Below are 18,242 nucleotides of genomic sequence, written 5' to 3'. Positions count from 1 at the left end.
TTGCATTTGCGGGATCATTCTTTTTTTATCTATGCAACAATTCAATAGCGTCTTATCGATTGCAAAGACTATATAAGGAACCTAGTCAGGGCCGTTTATCTGGCGTTGTGGAAATGCTGGATACAACCGGATAAAGTCTGATTTAGAGAATTATCAGCATCAGTGATATCCCGGAATGCGGGAGCTTTGCCAGCGCAGGAGAAAAAATTAGCGCCAAAAATCAACATTTTTCTAAAAAAACTTCAAAGCTTTGGTTTTACAAAATCTTAAAAAAATATTATCTTTCAATAAAATAATTCTCTCAACTTTTTAGATGATTGTTCAAGAGCATGGTGAAAAACATTATTATATGACTATACCATATTTTCAACCGGGGGCGGATGAGGAGTACACCTCCACTAAACCCCTTTTAAAAAAATCCAATGAAAAGGTAAGTAAAAGGACCGGATTACAGGCCCTAAAGTTACACACAGACCCGCAGTCTGATCCTTCATTTGCCGACTAACAAGACCGGCATCTCCTATGTCAGCATTATAGCAGATTAAGGTTTGCATGCCGGTAAAAAACTTAACAGAGGTGAAAAGATGAAAATAAAACTCGGTATGCAGGTCCTGGGCCTGCTATTTGTAGTGGCACTCGCCGGTGCGATCTTCGTTCCGGCTGTTAGTGCGGATAATGACAAAAATGCAAACATCATTGGAATTGATGTACCGGCACCAGAAGCAGTTGATTTTTCAATTAGTGAAAGCACTTCAATCAGCAAGGAAAATGACTGTGAAATAATTATTAAAGATCCCATGACTTACCTGAGTTACTGGAATGAGAGGATGGAATGGGGATTATCTGAAGAAGAGTTGGTACAATATTCTCAGATTCTTGAAAAAAAAGTCTTGGATAATTACTATGATAAAGAACATAATTACTATCCTATAACGGACCTCAATGTATTTAGTGAAGAAGTAAGCGAGATCCTTGGATTAAACACTCTTCAAACTGCGAAGTTTATTCAATCACAAAAAGAACAATTAGTTGAGGACTATCAAAATTACCTTTTAGAGAGGTTTGAGGATCCGGCAGAAAGCAAGGATTACATCTCTCCAAGTTCCCGATCCGCGCCGTATGCATGTGGAAAAATGTATTATCTATACATTATCACCGACTTCCAAAATCCAAGCAGTGAAGGTGCATGGACTACAGCGGATAGAACTGACGCAATGAACGATGCATCTATAGGAACGAATTCCATCAGACTACAGGCACCATCGTCTGCCAATGCAGTAAATGACGGCGGATTTTATACAGTAACGGTATCGGGTGCAAATACCGGAGATAATAGTGATGCCTGGGATCCAAATGGCTGGATGGAAGAAGCAGCAGAAAACATAGGGTACACAGATGTTAATAACGATGGGCGTACAACCGATGACCTTGCACGCTCAGTTAAAAGCTGGTCTGGTGCAGATTCGGTTATTTTACTTTATTTTACTCATGATGACTGGGGTGCATACGCCGTCGGACCAGATAAGGGCTATGCAGACAAAACTGCAATTTCATATTGGGGAAGAACAGGTTCCGGAAGTGTACCCTCTGTCCCCGGAAGCTATGAACATGAATCTTTGCATCTCTATGGAGCCCTTGATGAATATGCAGAATCTAGTTATTGCGGACAATCCAGTATACTGGCAGTAAGTCCGATGCATGATATGTATACTAATACTAATCACGTAACATGTCTTTCGTCAACTCCTAGCGTAATGAGAGATCACACGGCAACATCAGTAATAAGTACATCCACCAGATGCTTCATCGGATGGGGAGATTATGACAATGATGGAACAATTGATCCATTTGATTCAACACCTTCGGGCTGAATGAGAGTTCAATTATATGAGGAGAGTAAAATGAAATCAAAACTTCTTTTTTTAGTAATATTATTATTAATCTTTGCAAACCATCCGGTTTCGGCGTTTTCTTCCCCAAGTGAAGATCATCCCATATCGATCATCATCGCCTCTCCGGCTAATGGTTCTAAGTTCCATAGCGACGTCGTTCCCCACCAGGTCAGGGTACTTGCGAACATCTCTTCGACATATAAAATAACGAGAGTCACCCTTGACAGCGGATGGGAAACCGTCGAAGTAGAGGAGCCTTTCAATGAAATCGACGAAGAGATCAGAATCGACAGCAGCGGTGAAAGATCGATAGTAGTTACGGCATGGGACGAAAAAGGCAATTCAGTATCTGAAACTACCGAATTCACTATAATAATCGGGCCTCCGGTAAATCCACGATATTCGATGCAGTTTACAGTCTACGGACAGGTCACGGATTCGAACGGGGAACCTGTAGATAATTGTCAGGTTCAGATAAATTCTTCGTTCTACAAATATCTCGATGTGTATATGGGATCGAGCAACGTTACGGATATTAACGGTAACTACCTGATTGAGGATGTTTACGGTCCTGAACTTATGATTACGGCAGAAAAAGAAGGTTATCAGAAGTATAAAAGTATGGAAAGCTTCGAGAGCACCGATGTGGAGTTCAACATAATCATGACGCCCGAAGAAAAAGAGTCTCCTTTATCATATTTTATTATAATTATAAGTATAGGACTGGCGATACTTTTCAGGATTAAAAGGAATTAAGCCGCCGGAGAATATTTTTACAGTGGTTTTGGAGAGATGGTAAATTATTATAAAATTGCAATATCTGCAATTGTATTCCTTGTAATCTTTGCTATAGCTTGTGTACTGATTATGGGCTTCATAGGATCGAGCGGGTCATGAGATTACACTTAATGAGAGTACTAAAAGCCTGAACATTTCGAAGACGGCTCTTGTTTCTCTCTACCCGGAAAACGTCAATTAGGGCTTATTTTCTCCATTTTCACCCGGTTCTAAAACGCCGTTTCAAAGAACGCCAATACATCGTTTTTACGCCGATCAAAGCCCAAATAGCATCGATATAAAGGCACGAGAATGCCCTCTTTTTTCCGGACGATGATTATATCGAATGAAGAGGAGATCGTGGATTCTGGGGCTTCTGTGTGGATTGGAAAAATGGCAATTTGGCCGTATTTTCGCACTATTTAAGTTTTACTTAACAATTTGCAGGATTTCTATACGATCATTCTGAAAAAAATAGTAATGTCCAGTCATGAGAGAACCAAAAAATGAGAATAAAAAAGTCAGATCAGATCCGCCAGGGACATCACAATGGCACATATCGCGACGATGTGCAGGGCGAGGAAGAGATAGACCAGCTTGAACTTCAGCTTCATCGTCTTGTGCCGGAACATCTTCATCCCGAAGGCCGCCCCGAAAGGCCCGAGGAAAGAGAGAAGCAGAAGTTTCTTTTCAGGCGTCCGCCACTTTCCTTTCGCGGCCTTTCTTTTGTCGAGGGCGAAGGCAAAGAGCGAGATGATATTGAGGAGGATGTAGATTGCGAGAAGGATGAGGATGTTTTGCATTTGGATATTTTTGGATTGGGGAGGGATATGGGTTTGGGTTTTTTTTTGTGGGTGAGCTTTTTGGAGTATATGGATAGGAAATGATTTCTTACTAACTCTTTAAAGATATGGTTCAATATTATATTCTTTTAATTTCTCATTTTTCCAATTCTCTAATAATATCATAATAAATGATTTGGCTTCAGAAATTGTCATTGGATTTTTAGGAGAATAAGCACTTTTATTTGCATGTCTTGATTCTACGCCCAATGCCTCAAAACTACAAGCAGTTCGTTTAAATCTCGCTAAATCCTTTTTTGAACACCAGCCTTTATTTGGAATATTTCCAACAGATTCCTGTATAATTTCGGGGATTTTATATAATGCTCCCCATGACTCAAAGTCATAATTAATTTGATCAAATGCTTGTTTGATTAATGGATCTTTCATCCCTAATTTTAACCAGTCAATAGCAGGGTTGTATGAATTATAGTAATCTGTGGTTCCATTGAGACGAGTTACAATTATTTCGAAAGAATCATTTATTGCGATTTCTTCAGAAGATTCTTCGATATAATGGTTTTTCTTTTTATTTTCATTATCAGAACAAATATTTGCAACAATCTTATTAGAATTGCTCATAGTATTTATCTTACAAGCAGCATTCATTATCTCTAAAAACTCATCAACCGACTTTTTAATCTCATTATATGATGATGATTTTTTAATTTTATCTGATTTTAAAATAAAAGTTTGCTCGTTTTTAGAAATAATAAAATCTCCGAAATCCTCGACTTCGGATAATATATTTAAATAATCATTATTACCTGATAATTCAATAACCCATTCCATTCTTTGATATTTTAATTTAATTCTATATATTTAAGATCTGAAAATTTATTAAATAATTTTCACTCTTTATCGTTACTATAATGATCATTATTGATGATTGAAAGTTGTGGTTTTATTATAATTGTCTACAGGTTGTCTGGATAGTGAAATGCGAAAGAGAAATTATTTAATGCTGTTCAACAGAATGCACTTATTAATATGACGCAAATAAAGCTTATTCCTTATTATATTCGTGTAAAAAAACAAAATTCAAGAGATAATTATCTTTTAGACAGTATTCCTGTAGAATCTATGCCTAAAGATAAAATCCATTCTTTAGGATTAAAAGAGAAAGAAAACCCAGAGACCAAATCTTTAGAAGTTGATTTTTTTGACATTTTAAAGAGTTATATCAAGAAGTATGAATCTATTGAATTTTCTGATAATAAAGGATTTAATTTCGAAAATAGAATTTTCCGAGATGAGGGGAAAAGATATTTTCTTGGAAGATTGTGGTATGGTGAATTCGGTTATTCTGCCGACTTTGTGAATATTGATACAAAAGAAAGGATTTTAGGAGCCAGAACTGAAAAGGATACTGAACAGTATCCTATGTTTTTTCATATTTATTTACCAAAAGGAAAAGCAGAGGGCTATATTATTTTTCAATCCTTTGGAATACATAGTGCTAAAACTTCTTTTGAAAAGACACTGAAAGAGTTCATTAAGGATCTTGAATTGACAGTTGATATAAATGCTATGATTTCTAAGGATCTTTTTAAGGAACTAGAAAACTCAAGGATTTTAGAAGTTTCTCTAATAAAAAAAGTAGTTCCAAAAGATAAAGCAGAAAAAATACATAAAGGAAGTGTAACCGATATTTTTGAAGCAAGAACATTTAGATGTCATAGAAATAAGAGCATCAGATTGCCTGAAGAATTGGTGGATATTTTAAAAAATACAGAATCTGATTACTTTGAATTATTCGATGAACAATATGACGAAATAAAAACAGTTGTAAAGATTAAGGGAAGTAATGTAACTTTGAATCTTGAACCAAGGAATAAAAGGTGCTACGAATCATTAGTTTTGGATAGTATAAGATTGGAACAGGGGCATCCTGTAATTTCTGAATTAAAGGAAAAATCACAAGATTATATGGATTATATAAAGGAAAAACATGGTGAGAAAATAGAGACTTAGATATGATCCCATTAATTAGTATAAAGGAAATTGTTGATGAACATTATACAGCTGTTAGAAAGAATTCTAATTTATTTTGGATTATAGTTTTATTTTTTTTAATACCGTTTATATTTTCGGCAATTTGTATTTTTTTCAATAAATTATTATCAACAACTATAGCTACAGCTTTTATAACCACTTTTGCAATATTTACGGGATTTTTATTAAATATCATTCTCCTTTTATTTTCAATAACAGGCAAATATGAAAAAAATGATCTCAGCATTAAAGAAAAAATCCGGAAAGACCTATTAAGTGAGTTATTTGATCACTCTGTTTATTTATTGGTGGTTTCTTCAATTATTTTAATACTTTTAGTCATTATGATGATTTTCTCATCTTTTCAAGATAGTATAGGAAACAGGTTTTTTTCTTTTATAATATATTTTGGCTTTGCTCATTTTTGTGTCACTTTACTAATGGTTTTTAGGAGATTATTTGCATTACTTCATGAAAGTGCAGATGGAAATAATAAACTCTAACCTAAATCAAAATATTGGAGATTTAAGACTCTATGCAAATGTTGGATCAGATAATTAACATCATCTTTCTGGTCTAATTAAGAGTTTAATAGGGAAGACAAAAAAATACACTAACTCTTTCTTGTAACCTGAAGTTAAGTTTGGTCTGATAATCTATATGAGGAGATGAAAGGACTATTATATATATTACCACATTTTTTAAAGGATCACAATTTTATTATAAAATATGGTAGATCCTGAAAAACAAAGAGCGAGAGGAAGAGCAAAAAAAGGATATCAAAATACCCAGAAAGATTTTGAATTTCATTTAAATGAACAACTACAATGCTTAATAAATTCAGCTAAACTTTTTGATCAAGGATATTTATGTGAAGCAAAAAAGATGGCTACAATTCTTAGATTATTACTGCATGATTCAAAATCGTCAATTTCACTATTCACTCATTTGGGAAAGAAAAATTCATCATTTTACGATTCATCGGAAGGATATGATCCTGAAAATCTTTTACCCACTCTTGGATTATTACAAATTTCCCTGGCTTCTGGAGGAGATTTCCAAGCAAAACTTGGAAAAAAAGAAAGTTTTAAAAAAATTTCTTTTACTGATTGGTGGGAAGAGCCTGTAATGACTGTTTATCGTTCTGATTATCTCTTACCAATAGGAAAAGATGCAATTAATAATGAAAATGCAATGCACAAAATCAGTCGATTCAATTTAGTGTATGATATGTCTAATAAAGATGGGGGAGCTCATGTTGATACGGGTTTAACAGAAGCTTATGCTGATTTGACAAAATATCATGATAAAGGATCAATAGGAACTATTGATGCTCATGGTAAGTCAAAGAAGTTTCCTACACCCATTGAATATTGTGCTATTCGGCAAATCGCTCATGAAGTAATTTTGACCATCAACGATATCTTCCCAGATGCTCCCAATTTACCCAAAGTTCCAAGAACTGAAGGACTAGCCTTTGTCAATATATCAATAACTGATTCTTCTTGAATATGAAGCACGCTATAATATATCAATAATTTATAGAAATTCTTACAAAATCGAAGTGCAACAACCAGCAATTATACTTTAGCTAATTCCCCTGGTGAACCTATTCCTTTTCTCCAAACAAAAAAAAAAGAAATCGTTATGATATCCTACGTAATTTGATATTACATGAAAAAAAGAGTTTGCTTCAAGATACTGTCCCGCCTTTCACTGGTAATTATTGCTATTATTCTGTCAATTGTCCTCCTGTCAGGATCGACGCTGGCGGGAAGCTATGAAATAGATAATAAAGCGCCTGCAAAAGCCGGTGATCAGGTCAGCGTATATTATTCCCTCTCTTTTCCCGGGGGGAGCGTATTCGAATCGAATTATAATGGAACGCCGCTGAATTTCACACTCGGGAGCGGGGCCATGATCCCCGGGTTCGACAAGGCGATCCAGGGAATGGTTCCAGGGGAGACGAAAACAGTCGTTTTAACCCCGGACGAGGGATACGGGGAGAAAAATGAGAGCCTGGTACAGAATATTCCGTTGACCGAGGCAATAGATCTGGTAAACGGCATGGACAAGGAGAATATCACGATATCTTTTATCCCCGGTTATTCCTGCCCGATGATCGAGTACAGGCTCCCGGAAGGAAAATACATGAGATATGTCTTTACTAATGTAACGGAAGATTCGGTAACCGTCGATACGAACAAGCCGCTCGTAGGAAAAGATCTCCAGTTTACAATAATCCTTGATTCCGTTATTAAAAGGGCATAATATTTTCTTCTCAGGTTTATTTTTCCGGACAGAGTTCAATGAATCAGGCAACCCCGGCACCGGCGGCGCCAGACCGCCGGACGGCCCCTGCCCAGGGGCCTTGCCTTAAGATAGCCATCTCATGGCACGCTCAGGGGACCGGCAAGGGTCCCCTAAGCTGTTGAATTTGTTTTTTAATATATCCCATTCCGTAAACGCCATGAATTTACCGCGTTTCGCAGCGACCGCAAATTAAAAGCAACCTTGAAATTAAAATGATATATGGAAAACAATCCAGTTTTTAAGATTTTTGAATCGTTTCCCAGGCAGGGACCGGGAGACGACGAGCACACCGAAAAGGCATTTTCAATCATCGGAGAACCCCCGGAAGGAGGTGGTGAAATCCTTGATGTCGGCTGCGGGAAGGGCGTGCAGACTATGGCCCTTGCCCGCCTGTGCCCGTCATGCAGGATAACGGCGACGGATCTATACCAGCCTTTCCTCGATGCGGTGGATGAAAAAATTGCAACCGGAGGTCTATCCGGGAGAGTCAAAACAGTCCGTGCATCAATGGACGATCTTCCCTTTGAAGAGGAGTCTTTCGACATCATATGGGCCGAAGGATGTTCATTCATTATTGGCTTTGGAAATGCCGTCAATTACTGGAAGAAATTCATGAAACCGGGCGGATACATGATGATATCCGATCTGTTCTGGTTCACCGAAACTCCGTCGGCAGAGACACGGGAGTTCTTCGCAGAGATCGATCCCAACCTGATGATCGACGAGAAGGGATTTGAGATCATCCGGAATGCCGGGCTTGAACTTGTCGGGTCCTTCAGGCTTCCTTCACGAGTCTGGGAAGAGAGCTACTATAGTAAAGTCAGAGAGAATTTAGGAAACCTTAGGGAGAAATTCAAAGACGATGAAACCGCCCTCATGGTTATCGAAGGGCTGAAAAAAGAGATTGAAACATTTGAAAAATACTCGGACGAGTACGGCTACACATATAATGTGATGAGAAAGCCGTTGTGAAGAGTATCAGATTAAGGCACTTCTCTTTTTTTCATTCTAATAAGCATAAAGAGACCGGGACTGGATCTCCTGTGGCGATGCAGTCTCAAAAAAGAGTTCTAAGGCTTCCTGAAGATTTTTGTGAGCTTCTTCTACCGTATTGCTTACATACCTTACTTTACCTTATTCAGGCAACCCCGGCACCGGCGGCCAGGCGCGCCGGACGGCCCCTACCTAGGGGCCTTGCCCTAAGATAGCCCTCCAACGGCACGCTCAGGGGACCGGCAAGGGTCCCCTAAGCTGTTGAATTTTTTTGGCATATCCCCTTCTGTACAACGCCATGAGTTTACCGCGTCTCGCCGCCCAGGGATACTCGTCTATCCCGTGGGCGGCTTATCGCCATTGAGAGGCCCCGAGGTCGGGGCCGATCCGCGAGTCTGCTTTGCGGCTCGCGGCGAGGGGTTGCCAAAATAAGTAAAACTTGATTATACCCACATAGATTAACGAAGAGCCGATTTTTTCAGGCCATTGTTAAATGGCGTATAGCAAAAACCATATTATTCGCATCCCAAATACTTCATCTTCAGCCGGATTATTCTTTCATATGATTCGTTAATCCTCTCCTCCGGGATATCACCATCAAGTACAAGCTCCTTTATGAGCCCTGTCGCGTTCTCTGCGATCCTTTCATCATAGACGATATTGTTTGCGAAGAGAATAATATCGCAGCCGGCATTTATTGAAAGATTCAAGGCTTCCTTCATACCGTAATTGTCGGCAATCGCACCCATATCCATCGCATCGGTAATTACGACACCGTCATAATCCAGCCTGTCCCTGAGAATACCTGTAATTGTTTTTTCCGAGAGAGTCGCGGGATAATCGGGATCGAGGTTCTGGTTATAGATATGTGCGGTCATCACCATATCCGGAACACCCTCGTCTATCAGGATTTCATAGGGTATAAGCTCCTCTTCGCTCCACGTATCCGTCACATCGGTAAAACCCGCATGTGAATCCGCCATCGCACTCCCGTGGCCGGGGAAATGCTTTATCGCCGTAATTATGCCGGCTTTCTGGTGCTCATCGATAATCCAGCCGGCATTGCGGGCTACAACAACCGGATCATCTGAAAAGCTTCTGTTAAGCTTTCCTATTGCCGGAGAATCCGGATTAACCATCAGATCGACAACAGGAGCAAAATTCATATTGAATCCGGCATTTTTCACTGTATCTGCAAGAATGCTTCCCGCTTCACGTGTTATCGTCTCATTATCCATGCTGCCGAGGTACTCGGCGGAGGGAACCGCTGGAAAGCCGTAACTTTCCTTGAGACGGCAGATCTTGCCGCCTTCCTGGTCGACTGAAATGAAGAGAGGGATCTTTTCTGCATAGCCCTGGAGCTGGCTATTTAGTAAAGAAACCTGTTCAGGGGATTTGATATTTCTCTCACTGCTGTTCAGGGCTACATCACGATCGAAAAGTATAACCCCCCCGACTCTTCCGTTTCTGATATCATCCGCAATCTGTGAGTCGTTATCCGCTGTAAACCCACGGAAGCCCACCATAATCATCTGGCCGATCTTTTCATCCAGTGTCGCATCCGGAACAATGCACTCGTCTGCCGGTTCGTAAGTCACAGGATCGTCAGGCTCCCCTATCTGTTCGTTATACTCCGAGTTCCCGGTACAGCCGGCTGCCAGGAAAAATGCAAGCAGACATAGCAAAACGAATATGAAAAAAAGATCTCCCTTCATCTCATCACCAGTATTTGATATAGATTGTATTGCAGGAGACGGGATAAAGCTTGTAATTCTGATTTTGTGATGTTAAGAATGACAGAAAGAAAAATGATGCTAAAAATATTAAAAAACCAAGTGCGTCGACCGGGAATCGAACCCGAGTTTAGGCGTTGGCAACGCCTAGTGATAACCGCTACACTATCGACGCATTACAGACAGAAGACATCTTCAGACATCCCTTCTGTGGTGCTCTACAATATTACTGCTGAATCAATATAAACATATCGAAATCCTTCAGCCTTTCAGCCCTTTTTTTAAATCGGGTCGATATTTGATATTAATTTTGAAATTATTTTTGATATTAATTCTTTTCCCCGTTCAGGTCCGCGGGCGTTGTGCAGTGAAAGCGATACGAAGGCTGAGTGTTACTAAAGCAACTGGTTTTTCTGATAAAGTTTTATAAAACTACGACCTACTTTTTATCCAATGATTCCTCTTATCCATGATCTTTCGGGAAAGAGTGTCACAATATTCGGCGGCGGACGCGTTGCGTTCAGGAAAGCCTCTTTTTTCCACCCTGAAGCGGCAGTGACCGTGATCGGCCGGAGTATCGACGAAGAGATCATAAAGCTCGGCGTAACCTGCATCACCAAAGAAGTCTGCGCCGGGAGGGAATCGATCGCGGATTTCATTAAAGGCTCGGCGCTGGTAGTCGCGGCGACCTCCGATAAAAAACTGAACAACACCATCGGGGAAGTCTGCAGGGAGAAGGGAATCCCGTTCAACAACGCAGACGGTGATCCGGGCGACATCATGATCCCGTCCGTCGTCAGGGGGAAGAACTACATGATCGCGATCTCCACCGAAGGAAAGAGCCCCGCGATCCCACGCTACGTCCGCCATCTCCTTGAGAGGGAATGCCGCGGCCTCGACGACATGATCGAGCTCCAGTCGGAGTTCAGGGAGACGCTCAAAAACGAAATCCCCGATCAGGACGAGAGGAACCGGATACTCAGGGAGATAGTCGAGGACGAGGCCGTCTGGGACCATCTCGATAAAAACAAAAGAGCTGCGGTTGAATATATAACCAGGAAATATCTCAGATGAAAAACAGCCTTTTTATTCCCGTTGCATGCGCCGGCATCTCGCACAGGGAGGCGGACATCCCGGCACTCGAGGATTTCCGTTTCCCCGACGAGAAGGAGTTCATGGACGAGGCCGGAGAGCTCTTCAAAGGAATCGTTTTACTCCAGACATGCAACAGGATCGAGATATTCGTACACGGCGACGGTGCAACACTCGATCGCTTCCTCAAAGACAAGGGACGATCCGGCTACCGGATGCTCGAAGGAGAAGACGTCCTCGACCATCTTTTGAGACTCGCATCAGGTATGGAGTCGATGATAATCGGCGAGGACCAGATCCTCGGCCAGCTCAAGACGGCCCTGATCCTCTCCCAGGAGACCGGGCACTGCGACCGCGTCCTCGATATGTGCATCAACAGGGCGATCCACACCGGAATAGAAGTCCGGAACAGGACGAAAATCAACAGCGGCGCAGTCTCCATCGGGTCCGCGGCAGTAACCCTCGCCGAGGATCTTCTCGGGACGCTCGAAGACCGGCACATCCTTGTCGTCGGCGTCGGTGAGATGGGAAAGCTCGTCGCACAGGCCATTGCGGCAAAGAACCTCAGGGCCATCTATGTCACGAACAGGACATACGAGACGGCCGTCGACCTTGCAGACAAGATCGGCGGAAAGGCGGTCAAGATGGACGATCTCTACCGCTATATCTCCTTATCCGACGTCGTGATCTCGTGCACCGGGGCCCCCCATGCCGTAATCCATGCAAATGAGCTCAGGGAGGCGCTTGAAAGCCGCCGCTGGCCGCTCGACGAAAAGGAGCGCCCGCTGATACTCATCGACATCGCCCAGCCCCGCGACGTAGAGGAAGAGATCGCGAACATCGACAGGGTGAAGGTTTTCACCATCGACGATCTCAGGAGCGTCAGCGAGAAGAACATGGGCATCCGCAAAAAACAGGCGGAAGCCGCAGAAAAAATGATCTCGCTGGATCTCATCTCTTTTGTCTCGATGCTCAACCGCACCTCCGCCGACGATATCCTCGTCGACCTCTATACATGGGCCGAGTCCATACGCATACGCGAGAGGGACAAGGCCCTATCGAGGCTCAAAGATGCCGATGAAAAGACCAGGGGCGTAATCGAAGACTTATCTAAGGTGCTGGTAAAGAAGATGTTTTCAGACGCCACTATAGCAATAAGAGGCTGTGCCGAATCCGGTGACCTGGAGGGTGCAGAGAAGTATGTCCATGCAATAACCAGAGGAAATAATCCATGTATCCGCAAAGACGACTCAGAAGACTGAGAAAAAGAAATATACAGCCTCTCTTCAGGGAGACCACGGTCCTGAAAGAGGACCTGATTATGCCGGTATTCTTCGACGAGAATATCACCGAGAAAAAGCCGATCGAATCCATGCCCGGCCAGTACAGGTACCCGCTCTACGAAGCCGGCGACGTTGCGCAGAGGATCCTTGATAAGGGAATCCAGGCTATGCTCGTCTTCGGAATCCCGAAAGCCAAGGACGAGAACGCGACCGAAGCCTGGAACGAAAACGGCGTAGTCCAGGAGGCTGTCCGCATGATAAAGTCCGAAGTCCCGGACATGGTCGTCATAACCGACGTCTGCGCATGCGAATACACCTCCCACGGCCACTGCGGGATCGTCGGGGACACCCCCTGCGGACCCGATCTCTTAAACGATCCGTCACTGGAGCTGATGATGCGGATCGCCGTATCCCATGCAGAGGCCGGTGCCGATATGGTCGCACCCTCGTGCATGCTCGACGGGCAGGTGACCGCCATCAGGGATGCTCTCGACGACGAAGGCTTCGAGGACATCCCGATAATGTCGTACTCGACCAAGTTCGCAAGCGCACTCTACGGACCGTTCAGGGAGGCAGCAGATTCGGGCATGGCGTTCGGAGACCGGACGACATACCAGATGGAGTGCGGAAACGCGAGGGAGGCGTTCCTCGAATCCGAACTCGATCTCTCCGAGGGAGCGGACATTCTGATGGTAAAGCCCGCCGGGTTCTATCACGATATTATCGCATCCGTAACATCACTCGGCGTTCCAGTTGCTGCCTACCAGGTCAGCGGAGAATATTCGATGATAAAGGCCGCATCCGAAAAGGGCTGGCTCGACGAAAAACGCGTCGTAATGGAGAGCGTGAAATCGATAAAACGTGCTGGCGCCGACCTGATTATCACCTATTTTGCAGAGGACATCGCAGGGTGGATCGATGAAGAGCAGTGAACTATTCGATATCGCAAAGACACTAATCCCCGGCGGGGTCAGCAGCCCCGTGCGGGCGATCAAGCCCTACCCGTTCTATACTAAAAGAGCGAACGGGTCGAAGATCTACACCGAAGACGGCGACGAGCTGATCGACTGCTGTATGGGTTACGGCCCCCTGCTTCTCGGGCATTGCCACCCGGTCGTAAAGGCGGCGATCGAAGAGCAGGCTGCAGACGGCTGGCTCTACGGGACACCGACGGAAAAAGAGATCGAGCTTGCGAAGATAATCGCCGGCGATCACCCGTCGATAGATATGTGCAGGTTCGTATCCAGCGGGTCCGAGGCCACGATGGCGGCGATAAGGCTTGCAAGGGGCTACACGAACAAGAAGGACATCATCAAGGTCGAAGGCGGATTTCACGGCGCCCACGATGGAGTATTGATCCAGGCCGGCTCCGGTGCGCTGACGATGGGCGTCCCCGACTCCGCCGGAGTGATCCCCGAGGTCGTATCCCACACGATGCAGGTTCCGTACAACGACATCGAATCGCTCGAAGAGCTCCTATCGAAGAACAAAGATATCGCCGCGTTCATCCTCGAACCGGTCATGGGCAATGTCGGCCCGGTACTCCCTGAAAAGGATTACCTCAAAGAGGTGCGGAAGATCACGGCCGAAAACGACGTGCTCCTCATAATGGACGAGGTAATCTGCGGATACAGGGTCGGAATAGGAGGAGCGCAGGTAATGTACGATATTAAGCCGGACATAACGACGCTCGGAAAGATCGCGGGCGGCGGTCTTCCGATGGGAATCTTCGCCGGACGAAAGGAGATCATGGAGCTCGTCGCACCGGCAGGACCCGTATACCAGGCGGGAACATTCAGCGGCAATCCGCTTTCGGTCTCCGCCGGGATCGCGGCGCTGAGATATATTCATGAAAACAGCGGTCTCTACGGTAAGCTCGACGGGTTCACGAAGGAGATCATGGAGTCCCTTCCGGAAAATTACAGGAACTCTTTCGTCCGTCTCGGCTCCATGTTCAAGCTCTACTTCAGGGACTCTCCGCCTTCGAACTATGTAGAGGCGAAGCAGAGCGACACCGAAAAGTTCGGAAAGTTCTGGAAGGGGATGCTTAAGGAGGGGATATTCCTTCCGCCGTCCCAGTTCGAGACGAACTTCGTCTCCGCTGCGCATACCACAGAGGATATAGAAAAGATATCAGAGGCATACAACAGATGTCTCTGATCGCCGGAACAAGGGCCTCCAAGCTCGCCCTCGCCCAGACTAAGCGTGTATGCCGGATGCTCTACGACCTGGATATAGAAACCCAGGTCAAAAAGATCAGCACGAGCGGCGATAACGTAACAAACGTTCCGCTCCACAAAGTCGGCGGGCAGGGAATATTCGTCAAGGCTCTCGACGATGCGATACTCGAAGGCGAGATCGATTTCGCGGTCCACAGCATGAAGGACATCCCTGCAAAAAGGCCGGACGGCGTCGTGACCTGTGCCATCCTGAAGAGAGACTCCCCCGCTGACTTTCTCGTGCACTACTGCCCCTTAAAGGAAGTAAAGATCGTCGGAACCTCCAGCACCCGGAGGCGTGCACAGTTCCTCCGCGGCGGACTTGATGTCGAGGTGAAGGAGCTTCGCGGAAACGTCGATACGAGGATCAGAAAGCTGAAGGAAGGCGAGTACGACGCAATCGTTCTCGCCGAAGCCGGGATGGAGAGACTCGGGCTCGATCTTCCGGGAACAAGACTCCTTCCCCAATGGCACGTCCCGTCTCCGAACCAGGGGATAATCGCGGTCGTATGCAGGGACGATCCCGAACTCATAAAGACCTTCGAACCCTTAAACCACGAACAGACGAGGAGGGACGCGTCAGTCGAGAGGGCAGTCATGGAGGAGATCGGCGGCGGATGCTATACTCCGCAGGGGGTCTTCTGCGAGAACGGCTTCCTTATCGCCGAGGTTCTCTCGCTCGACGGAAAGAGATGGGAGAGGATCGAGGACGACGGCAGCAGCGTGGAGGAGGCCCGCCTGATCGGGCAGAAGCTCCGTTCGATCGGCTACGATCTCATCGAAGAGGCGAGACTTAGCCTCGGGCTGTAAAGGATTAAGCATAAGGTGTAAAAATGACAGGAAAAGTGTATCTGGTTGGATCCGGCCCCGGCGGCCTGGGCCTCATGACATTTCGGGCGAGGGAGGTCATAGACCTCGCGGACGTTATCCTCTATGACCAGCTCCCCGGCGACGAGATCATCGCCTCCCTCCCGGATGTCGAAAAGATCGACGTCGGGAAGTACGGCGGAAGCCACACGAAGGAGCAGAACGAGATAGAAAACCTCATGGTGAAATTCGCCAAAGAGGGAAAGACAGTCGTCCGGCTCAAGGGCGGAGACCCGTTCCTCTTTGGCCGTGGCGGGGAAGAGATGGAGATCATGAGGGACAACGGTATAGAGGTAGTAATGGTTCCGGGCATCACGTCCGGAATTGCAGTCCCCGAGTGCGTTGGAATACCCGTAACCCACAGGGACTTCGCATCCCAGGTTACGTTTCTCACAGGGCATGAGGACCCTACGAAAGAGAAGTCAGCGATCGACTGGAAGTGGCTTGCGGGAACGAAGGGAACCCTCGTCATTCTCATGGGCGTAAAGAACCTCCCGAAGATAAGCAGTTTCCTCGTTGAAAACGGAATGAACGCCGACCGGCCGGTCGCGATAATCGAGAGGGGGCTTCGGCCCGACCAGCGTGTTACGACCGGGACGTTGGAAGATATTTCAGAAATAGCTCAGTTGCGGGGTGTTAAGCCCCCGGCTATTATCGTCATCGGGGATGTAGTCTCTCTTTACAGGGAGTAATCGGGAATATTTTAAAAATTTTTTTTTGATTTTCGGATTTTTTTCTATTAATTATTTTTTAGATTTTTCAGGTACGAATCATTCGTACCCTATGGAGTTCTCAGTCCCGGGTTCCTCTTCGGCTACGAATATCGCGTCCACAAAACCGAGATCGAGGCCGCCGAATATTCCCGCCGCTATATTGTAGATGAACGCCGCGATCCCGCCGGTGATGAAACCCAGAATCGCGAGTGCGATTGTCGTTACGATCACCTGCAGGACGCCCGACAGGAGATCAGCTCCCGCTTCAATGGTACTCACGGGTATCACCAGTGAGGCCAGGACCGAGAAAAGTCCGAGAAATACTATTATTACTCCCGCAATAAATCCGAGCACTACCGATATGGCGGCCGCGATCTTTGCCGCGGACAACGGGTTTATGTATACAAGTTCAGGCATGCAACACAATCCTTGTCATATAAATAATAAAATCCTTCCTGAAAAGGGCTCACAGGGCCCTTTCGATCTCTTCCCTGATCTGGGGAAGCGAGATCCTTCCTATGGGCGTTACCCTGCCGTTGACGATTACAATCGGGATCGGCGGGTGTATCTCTTCGATTATCCTGACGATATGATCCGGGATTCCGTCGTCGATAAGCGTGAGCTTCAGCGCAACATTGCTGCCGAAGATATATTTGATGCGTTCGGATAGCGCTTCGAATGCCTTGACGAGGTTTTCGGAAGGTGCGCACTTCTCGAGTTCGCACGTCCGGTCGCCGTCGCACGGGAACGGTCCGCATGACGAATCCGAGAATCCTACGATCTCTATCTCTACAATATCGGTCATCAATATTGTTTTATTCTACAGTATATTTGAATTTATGACTTCGTCCTGTAATGATGACCTATATTGCAGGTTCAGGATGTCACCCGGGTAAATGTCCCGACGGTCTGGTCGTCCGCCCTGGCGGTGACGGTCACCAGCCCTGGGCCGGTCGGTGTAAAGATCGAATTGTTCACGCCGCCGGCGATCTCTCCCCCGGTAACCGACAGGTTTCCGGAACCGGCTGCGAGATCGAATATCACCGGAATCCCGTCGGGGAGAAGGCCGCTGCCCGAGGTGTCGATTCCGTTTACATCATGTGTCATGTTCGCCCGGATGATCGAGACCTCGCCGGCCGATACGTTGACGGAGCCGGGAACGACCCCGAGGACGAGCCACGGGTCAGACCTTACGGACCCTTCAGTAAACACGGACGGGTCCGTATTCGTGCCCCACCAGTTCTCCGAAGCATCGAAACTGTTGTGGGAGTATACCGCGGGTGCCTCAGAACTGCAATTATAGATCCGGGAAAAATGCATGCTGCCGCCTTTGTACGAACAGATCGCACCGCCGTGGTAGGGAGCCGAGCAGCCGGTGAATGTTGATGATGTGATCGTGACGGTGCTGACGGAGCTGGAATAGATTGCGCCGCCTGAGTAGGATGATGCGGAGCAGCCGGAGAAGGCCGTTGATGTGGTGTTGAGTGTGCCGGAGAATATATAGATCGCTCCTCCGCTGTTGA

The 18,242-nt window shown here is 45.5% G+C and carries 18 protein-coding genes, 1 tRNA gene and 1 pseudogene; 12 read left to right on the top strand and 8 right to left on the bottom strand.

Annotation, left to right across the window (positions count from 1 at the left end):
- The first annotated feature begins 584 nt into the window (after positions 1 to 584).
- Positions 585 to 1,871: a hypothetical protein gene (locus METPAY_RS12380; protein WP_157199084.1), complete on the top strand. Its 1,287-nt coding sequence runs from the start codon at positions 585 to 587 to the stop codon at positions 1,869 to 1,871.
- 30 nt (positions 1,872 to 1,901) lie between these two features.
- Positions 1,902 to 2,648 carry a carboxypeptidase-like regulatory domain-containing protein gene (locus METPAY_RS12375; protein ID WP_048152883.1) on the top strand — a complete coding sequence of 249 codons (747 nt, stop codon included), beginning with the start codon at positions 1,902 to 1,904 and terminating at the stop codon, positions 2,646 to 2,648.
- 542 nt (positions 2,649 to 3,190) lie between these two features.
- Here the strand turns inward: METPAY_RS12375 and METPAY_RS12370 are convergent.
- The gene (locus METPAY_RS12370) at positions 3,191 to 3,472 is read right to left on the bottom strand and encodes a DUF1294 domain-containing protein (protein ID WP_048152882.1); all 282 of its coding nucleotides are present in this window, start codon (positions 3,470 to 3,472) and stop codon (positions 3,191 to 3,193) included.
- 99 nt (positions 3,473 to 3,571) lie between these two features.
- Positions 3,572 to 4,303: a hypothetical protein gene (locus METPAY_RS12365; protein ID WP_048152881.1), complete on the bottom strand. Its 732-nt coding sequence runs from the start codon at positions 4,301 to 4,303 to the stop codon at positions 3,572 to 3,574.
- A gap of 198 nt (positions 4,304 to 4,501) precedes the next feature.
- Here METPAY_RS12365 and METPAY_RS12360 point away from each other — a divergent pair, with 198 nt between their 5' ends.
- A complete protein-coding gene (locus METPAY_RS12360) occupies positions 4,502 to 5,485 on the top strand; it encodes a hypothetical protein (RefSeq protein WP_048152880.1) in 984 nt (327 codons plus the stop codon).
- Positions 5,486 to 5,528: 43 nt separating this feature from the next.
- On the opposite strand, the gene METPAY_RS15035 is transcribed toward METPAY_RS12360, so the two are convergent.
- Positions 5,529 to 5,729 carry a hypothetical protein gene (locus METPAY_RS15035; RefSeq protein ID WP_211251539.1) on the bottom strand — a complete coding sequence of 67 codons (201 nt, stop codon included), beginning with the start codon at positions 5,727 to 5,729 and terminating at the stop codon, positions 5,529 to 5,531.
- A gap of 506 nt (positions 5,730 to 6,235) precedes the next feature.
- On the opposite strand from METPAY_RS15035, the gene METPAY_RS12350 reads away from it, so the two are divergent.
- The 3 genes from METPAY_RS12350 (at position 6,236) to METPAY_RS12340 (ending at position 8,791) form a co-directional block, all read left to right on the top strand.
- On the top strand, positions 6,236 to 7,015 hold the full coding sequence (locus METPAY_RS12350; RefSeq protein ID WP_048152878.1) for a hypothetical protein: 780 nt from the start codon (positions 6,236 to 6,238) through the stop codon (positions 7,013 to 7,015).
- Between the two features lie 165 nt (positions 7,016 to 7,180).
- Positions 7,181 to 7,777, top strand: coding sequence for an FKBP-type peptidyl-prolyl cis-trans isomerase (locus tag METPAY_RS12345; protein WP_048152877.1), 597 nt, complete (start codon positions 7,181 to 7,183; stop codon positions 7,775 to 7,777).
- Positions 7,778 to 8,038: 261 nt separating this feature from the next.
- On the top strand, positions 8,039 to 8,791 hold the full coding sequence (locus METPAY_RS12340; protein WP_048152876.1) for a class I SAM-dependent methyltransferase: 753 nt from the start codon (positions 8,039 to 8,041) through the stop codon (positions 8,789 to 8,791).
- A gap of 536 nt (positions 8,792 to 9,327) precedes the next feature.
- Here the strand turns inward: METPAY_RS12340 and METPAY_RS12335 are convergent.
- Complete coding sequence (locus METPAY_RS12335) at positions 9,328 to 10,527, bottom strand: glycoside hydrolase family 3 protein (RefSeq protein WP_048152875.1); 1,200 nt, start codon at positions 10,525 to 10,527, stop codon at positions 9,328 to 9,330.
- 121 nt (positions 10,528 to 10,648) lie between these two features.
- Positions 10,649 to 10,720: transfer RNA gene (locus METPAY_RS12330), tRNA-Gly, on the bottom strand.
- 278 nt (positions 10,721 to 10,998) lie between these two features.
- Here METPAY_RS12330 and METPAY_RS12325 point away from each other — a divergent pair.
- From METPAY_RS12325 to cobA, 6 genes are read left to right on the top strand one after another with little or no spacing between them, the layout of a single operon-like run.
- On the top strand, positions 10,999 to 11,619 hold the full coding sequence (locus METPAY_RS12325) for a precorrin-2 dehydrogenase/sirohydrochlorin ferrochelatase family protein (protein ID WP_048152874.1): 621 nt from the start codon (positions 10,999 to 11,001) through the stop codon (positions 11,617 to 11,619).
- Complete coding sequence (hemA, locus tag METPAY_RS12320) at positions 11,616 to 12,899, top strand: glutamyl-tRNA reductase (protein ID WP_048152873.1); 1,284 nt, start codon at positions 11,616 to 11,618, stop codon at positions 12,897 to 12,899. Before METPAY_RS12325 ends, hemA begins: the two co-directional genes overlap by 4 nt.
- Positions 12,869 to 13,852 (top strand): porphobilinogen synthase, encoded by a 984-nt coding sequence (gene hemB, locus METPAY_RS12315; RefSeq protein ID WP_048152872.1) that lies wholly within the window; start codon positions 12,869 to 12,871, stop codon positions 13,850 to 13,852. The genes hemA and hemB overlap by 31 nt, the downstream gene beginning before the upstream one ends.
- On the top strand, positions 13,839 to 15,080 hold the full coding sequence (hemL, locus tag METPAY_RS12310) for a glutamate-1-semialdehyde 2,1-aminomutase (RefSeq protein ID WP_048152871.1): 1,242 nt from the start codon (positions 13,839 to 13,841) through the stop codon (positions 15,078 to 15,080). Before hemB ends, hemL begins: the two co-directional genes overlap by 14 nt.
- Positions 15,071 to 15,949, top strand: coding sequence for a hydroxymethylbilane synthase (gene hemC / locus METPAY_RS12305; RefSeq protein WP_048152870.1), 879 nt, complete (start codon positions 15,071 to 15,073; stop codon positions 15,947 to 15,949). The genes hemL and hemC overlap by 10 nt, the downstream gene beginning before the upstream one ends.
- A 23-nt stretch (positions 15,950 to 15,972) precedes the next feature.
- Positions 15,973 to 16,698 (top strand): uroporphyrinogen-III C-methyltransferase, encoded by a 726-nt coding sequence (cobA, locus tag METPAY_RS12300; protein ID WP_048152869.1) that lies wholly within the window; start codon positions 15,973 to 15,975, stop codon positions 16,696 to 16,698.
- A gap of 78 nt (positions 16,699 to 16,776) precedes the next feature.
- Here cobA and METPAY_RS12295 read toward each other — a convergent pair whose 3' ends face one another.
- The 3 genes and pseudogenes from METPAY_RS12295 to METPAY_RS15195 form a co-directional block, all read right to left on the bottom strand.
- A complete protein-coding gene (locus METPAY_RS12295; protein WP_052418825.1) occupies positions 16,777 to 17,136 on the bottom strand; it encodes a DUF3566 domain-containing protein in 360 nt (119 codons plus the stop codon).
- A gap of 49 nt (positions 17,137 to 17,185) precedes the next feature.
- Complete coding sequence (locus tag METPAY_RS12290) at positions 17,186 to 17,524, bottom strand: hypothetical protein (RefSeq protein ID WP_048152868.1); 339 nt, start codon at positions 17,522 to 17,524, stop codon at positions 17,186 to 17,188.
- A gap of 71 nt (positions 17,525 to 17,595) precedes the next feature.
- Positions 17,596 to 18,242 (bottom strand): annotated as a pseudogene (locus tag METPAY_RS15195) (hypothetical protein); the annotation flags it as partial.

This window comes from Methanolacinia paynteri, from assembly GCF_000784355.1.
GTDB lineage: Archaea > Halobacteriota > Methanomicrobia > Methanomicrobiales > Methanomicrobiaceae > Methanolacinia > Methanolacinia paynteri.
This window is presented reverse-complemented; position numbering and strand designations above follow the sequence as displayed.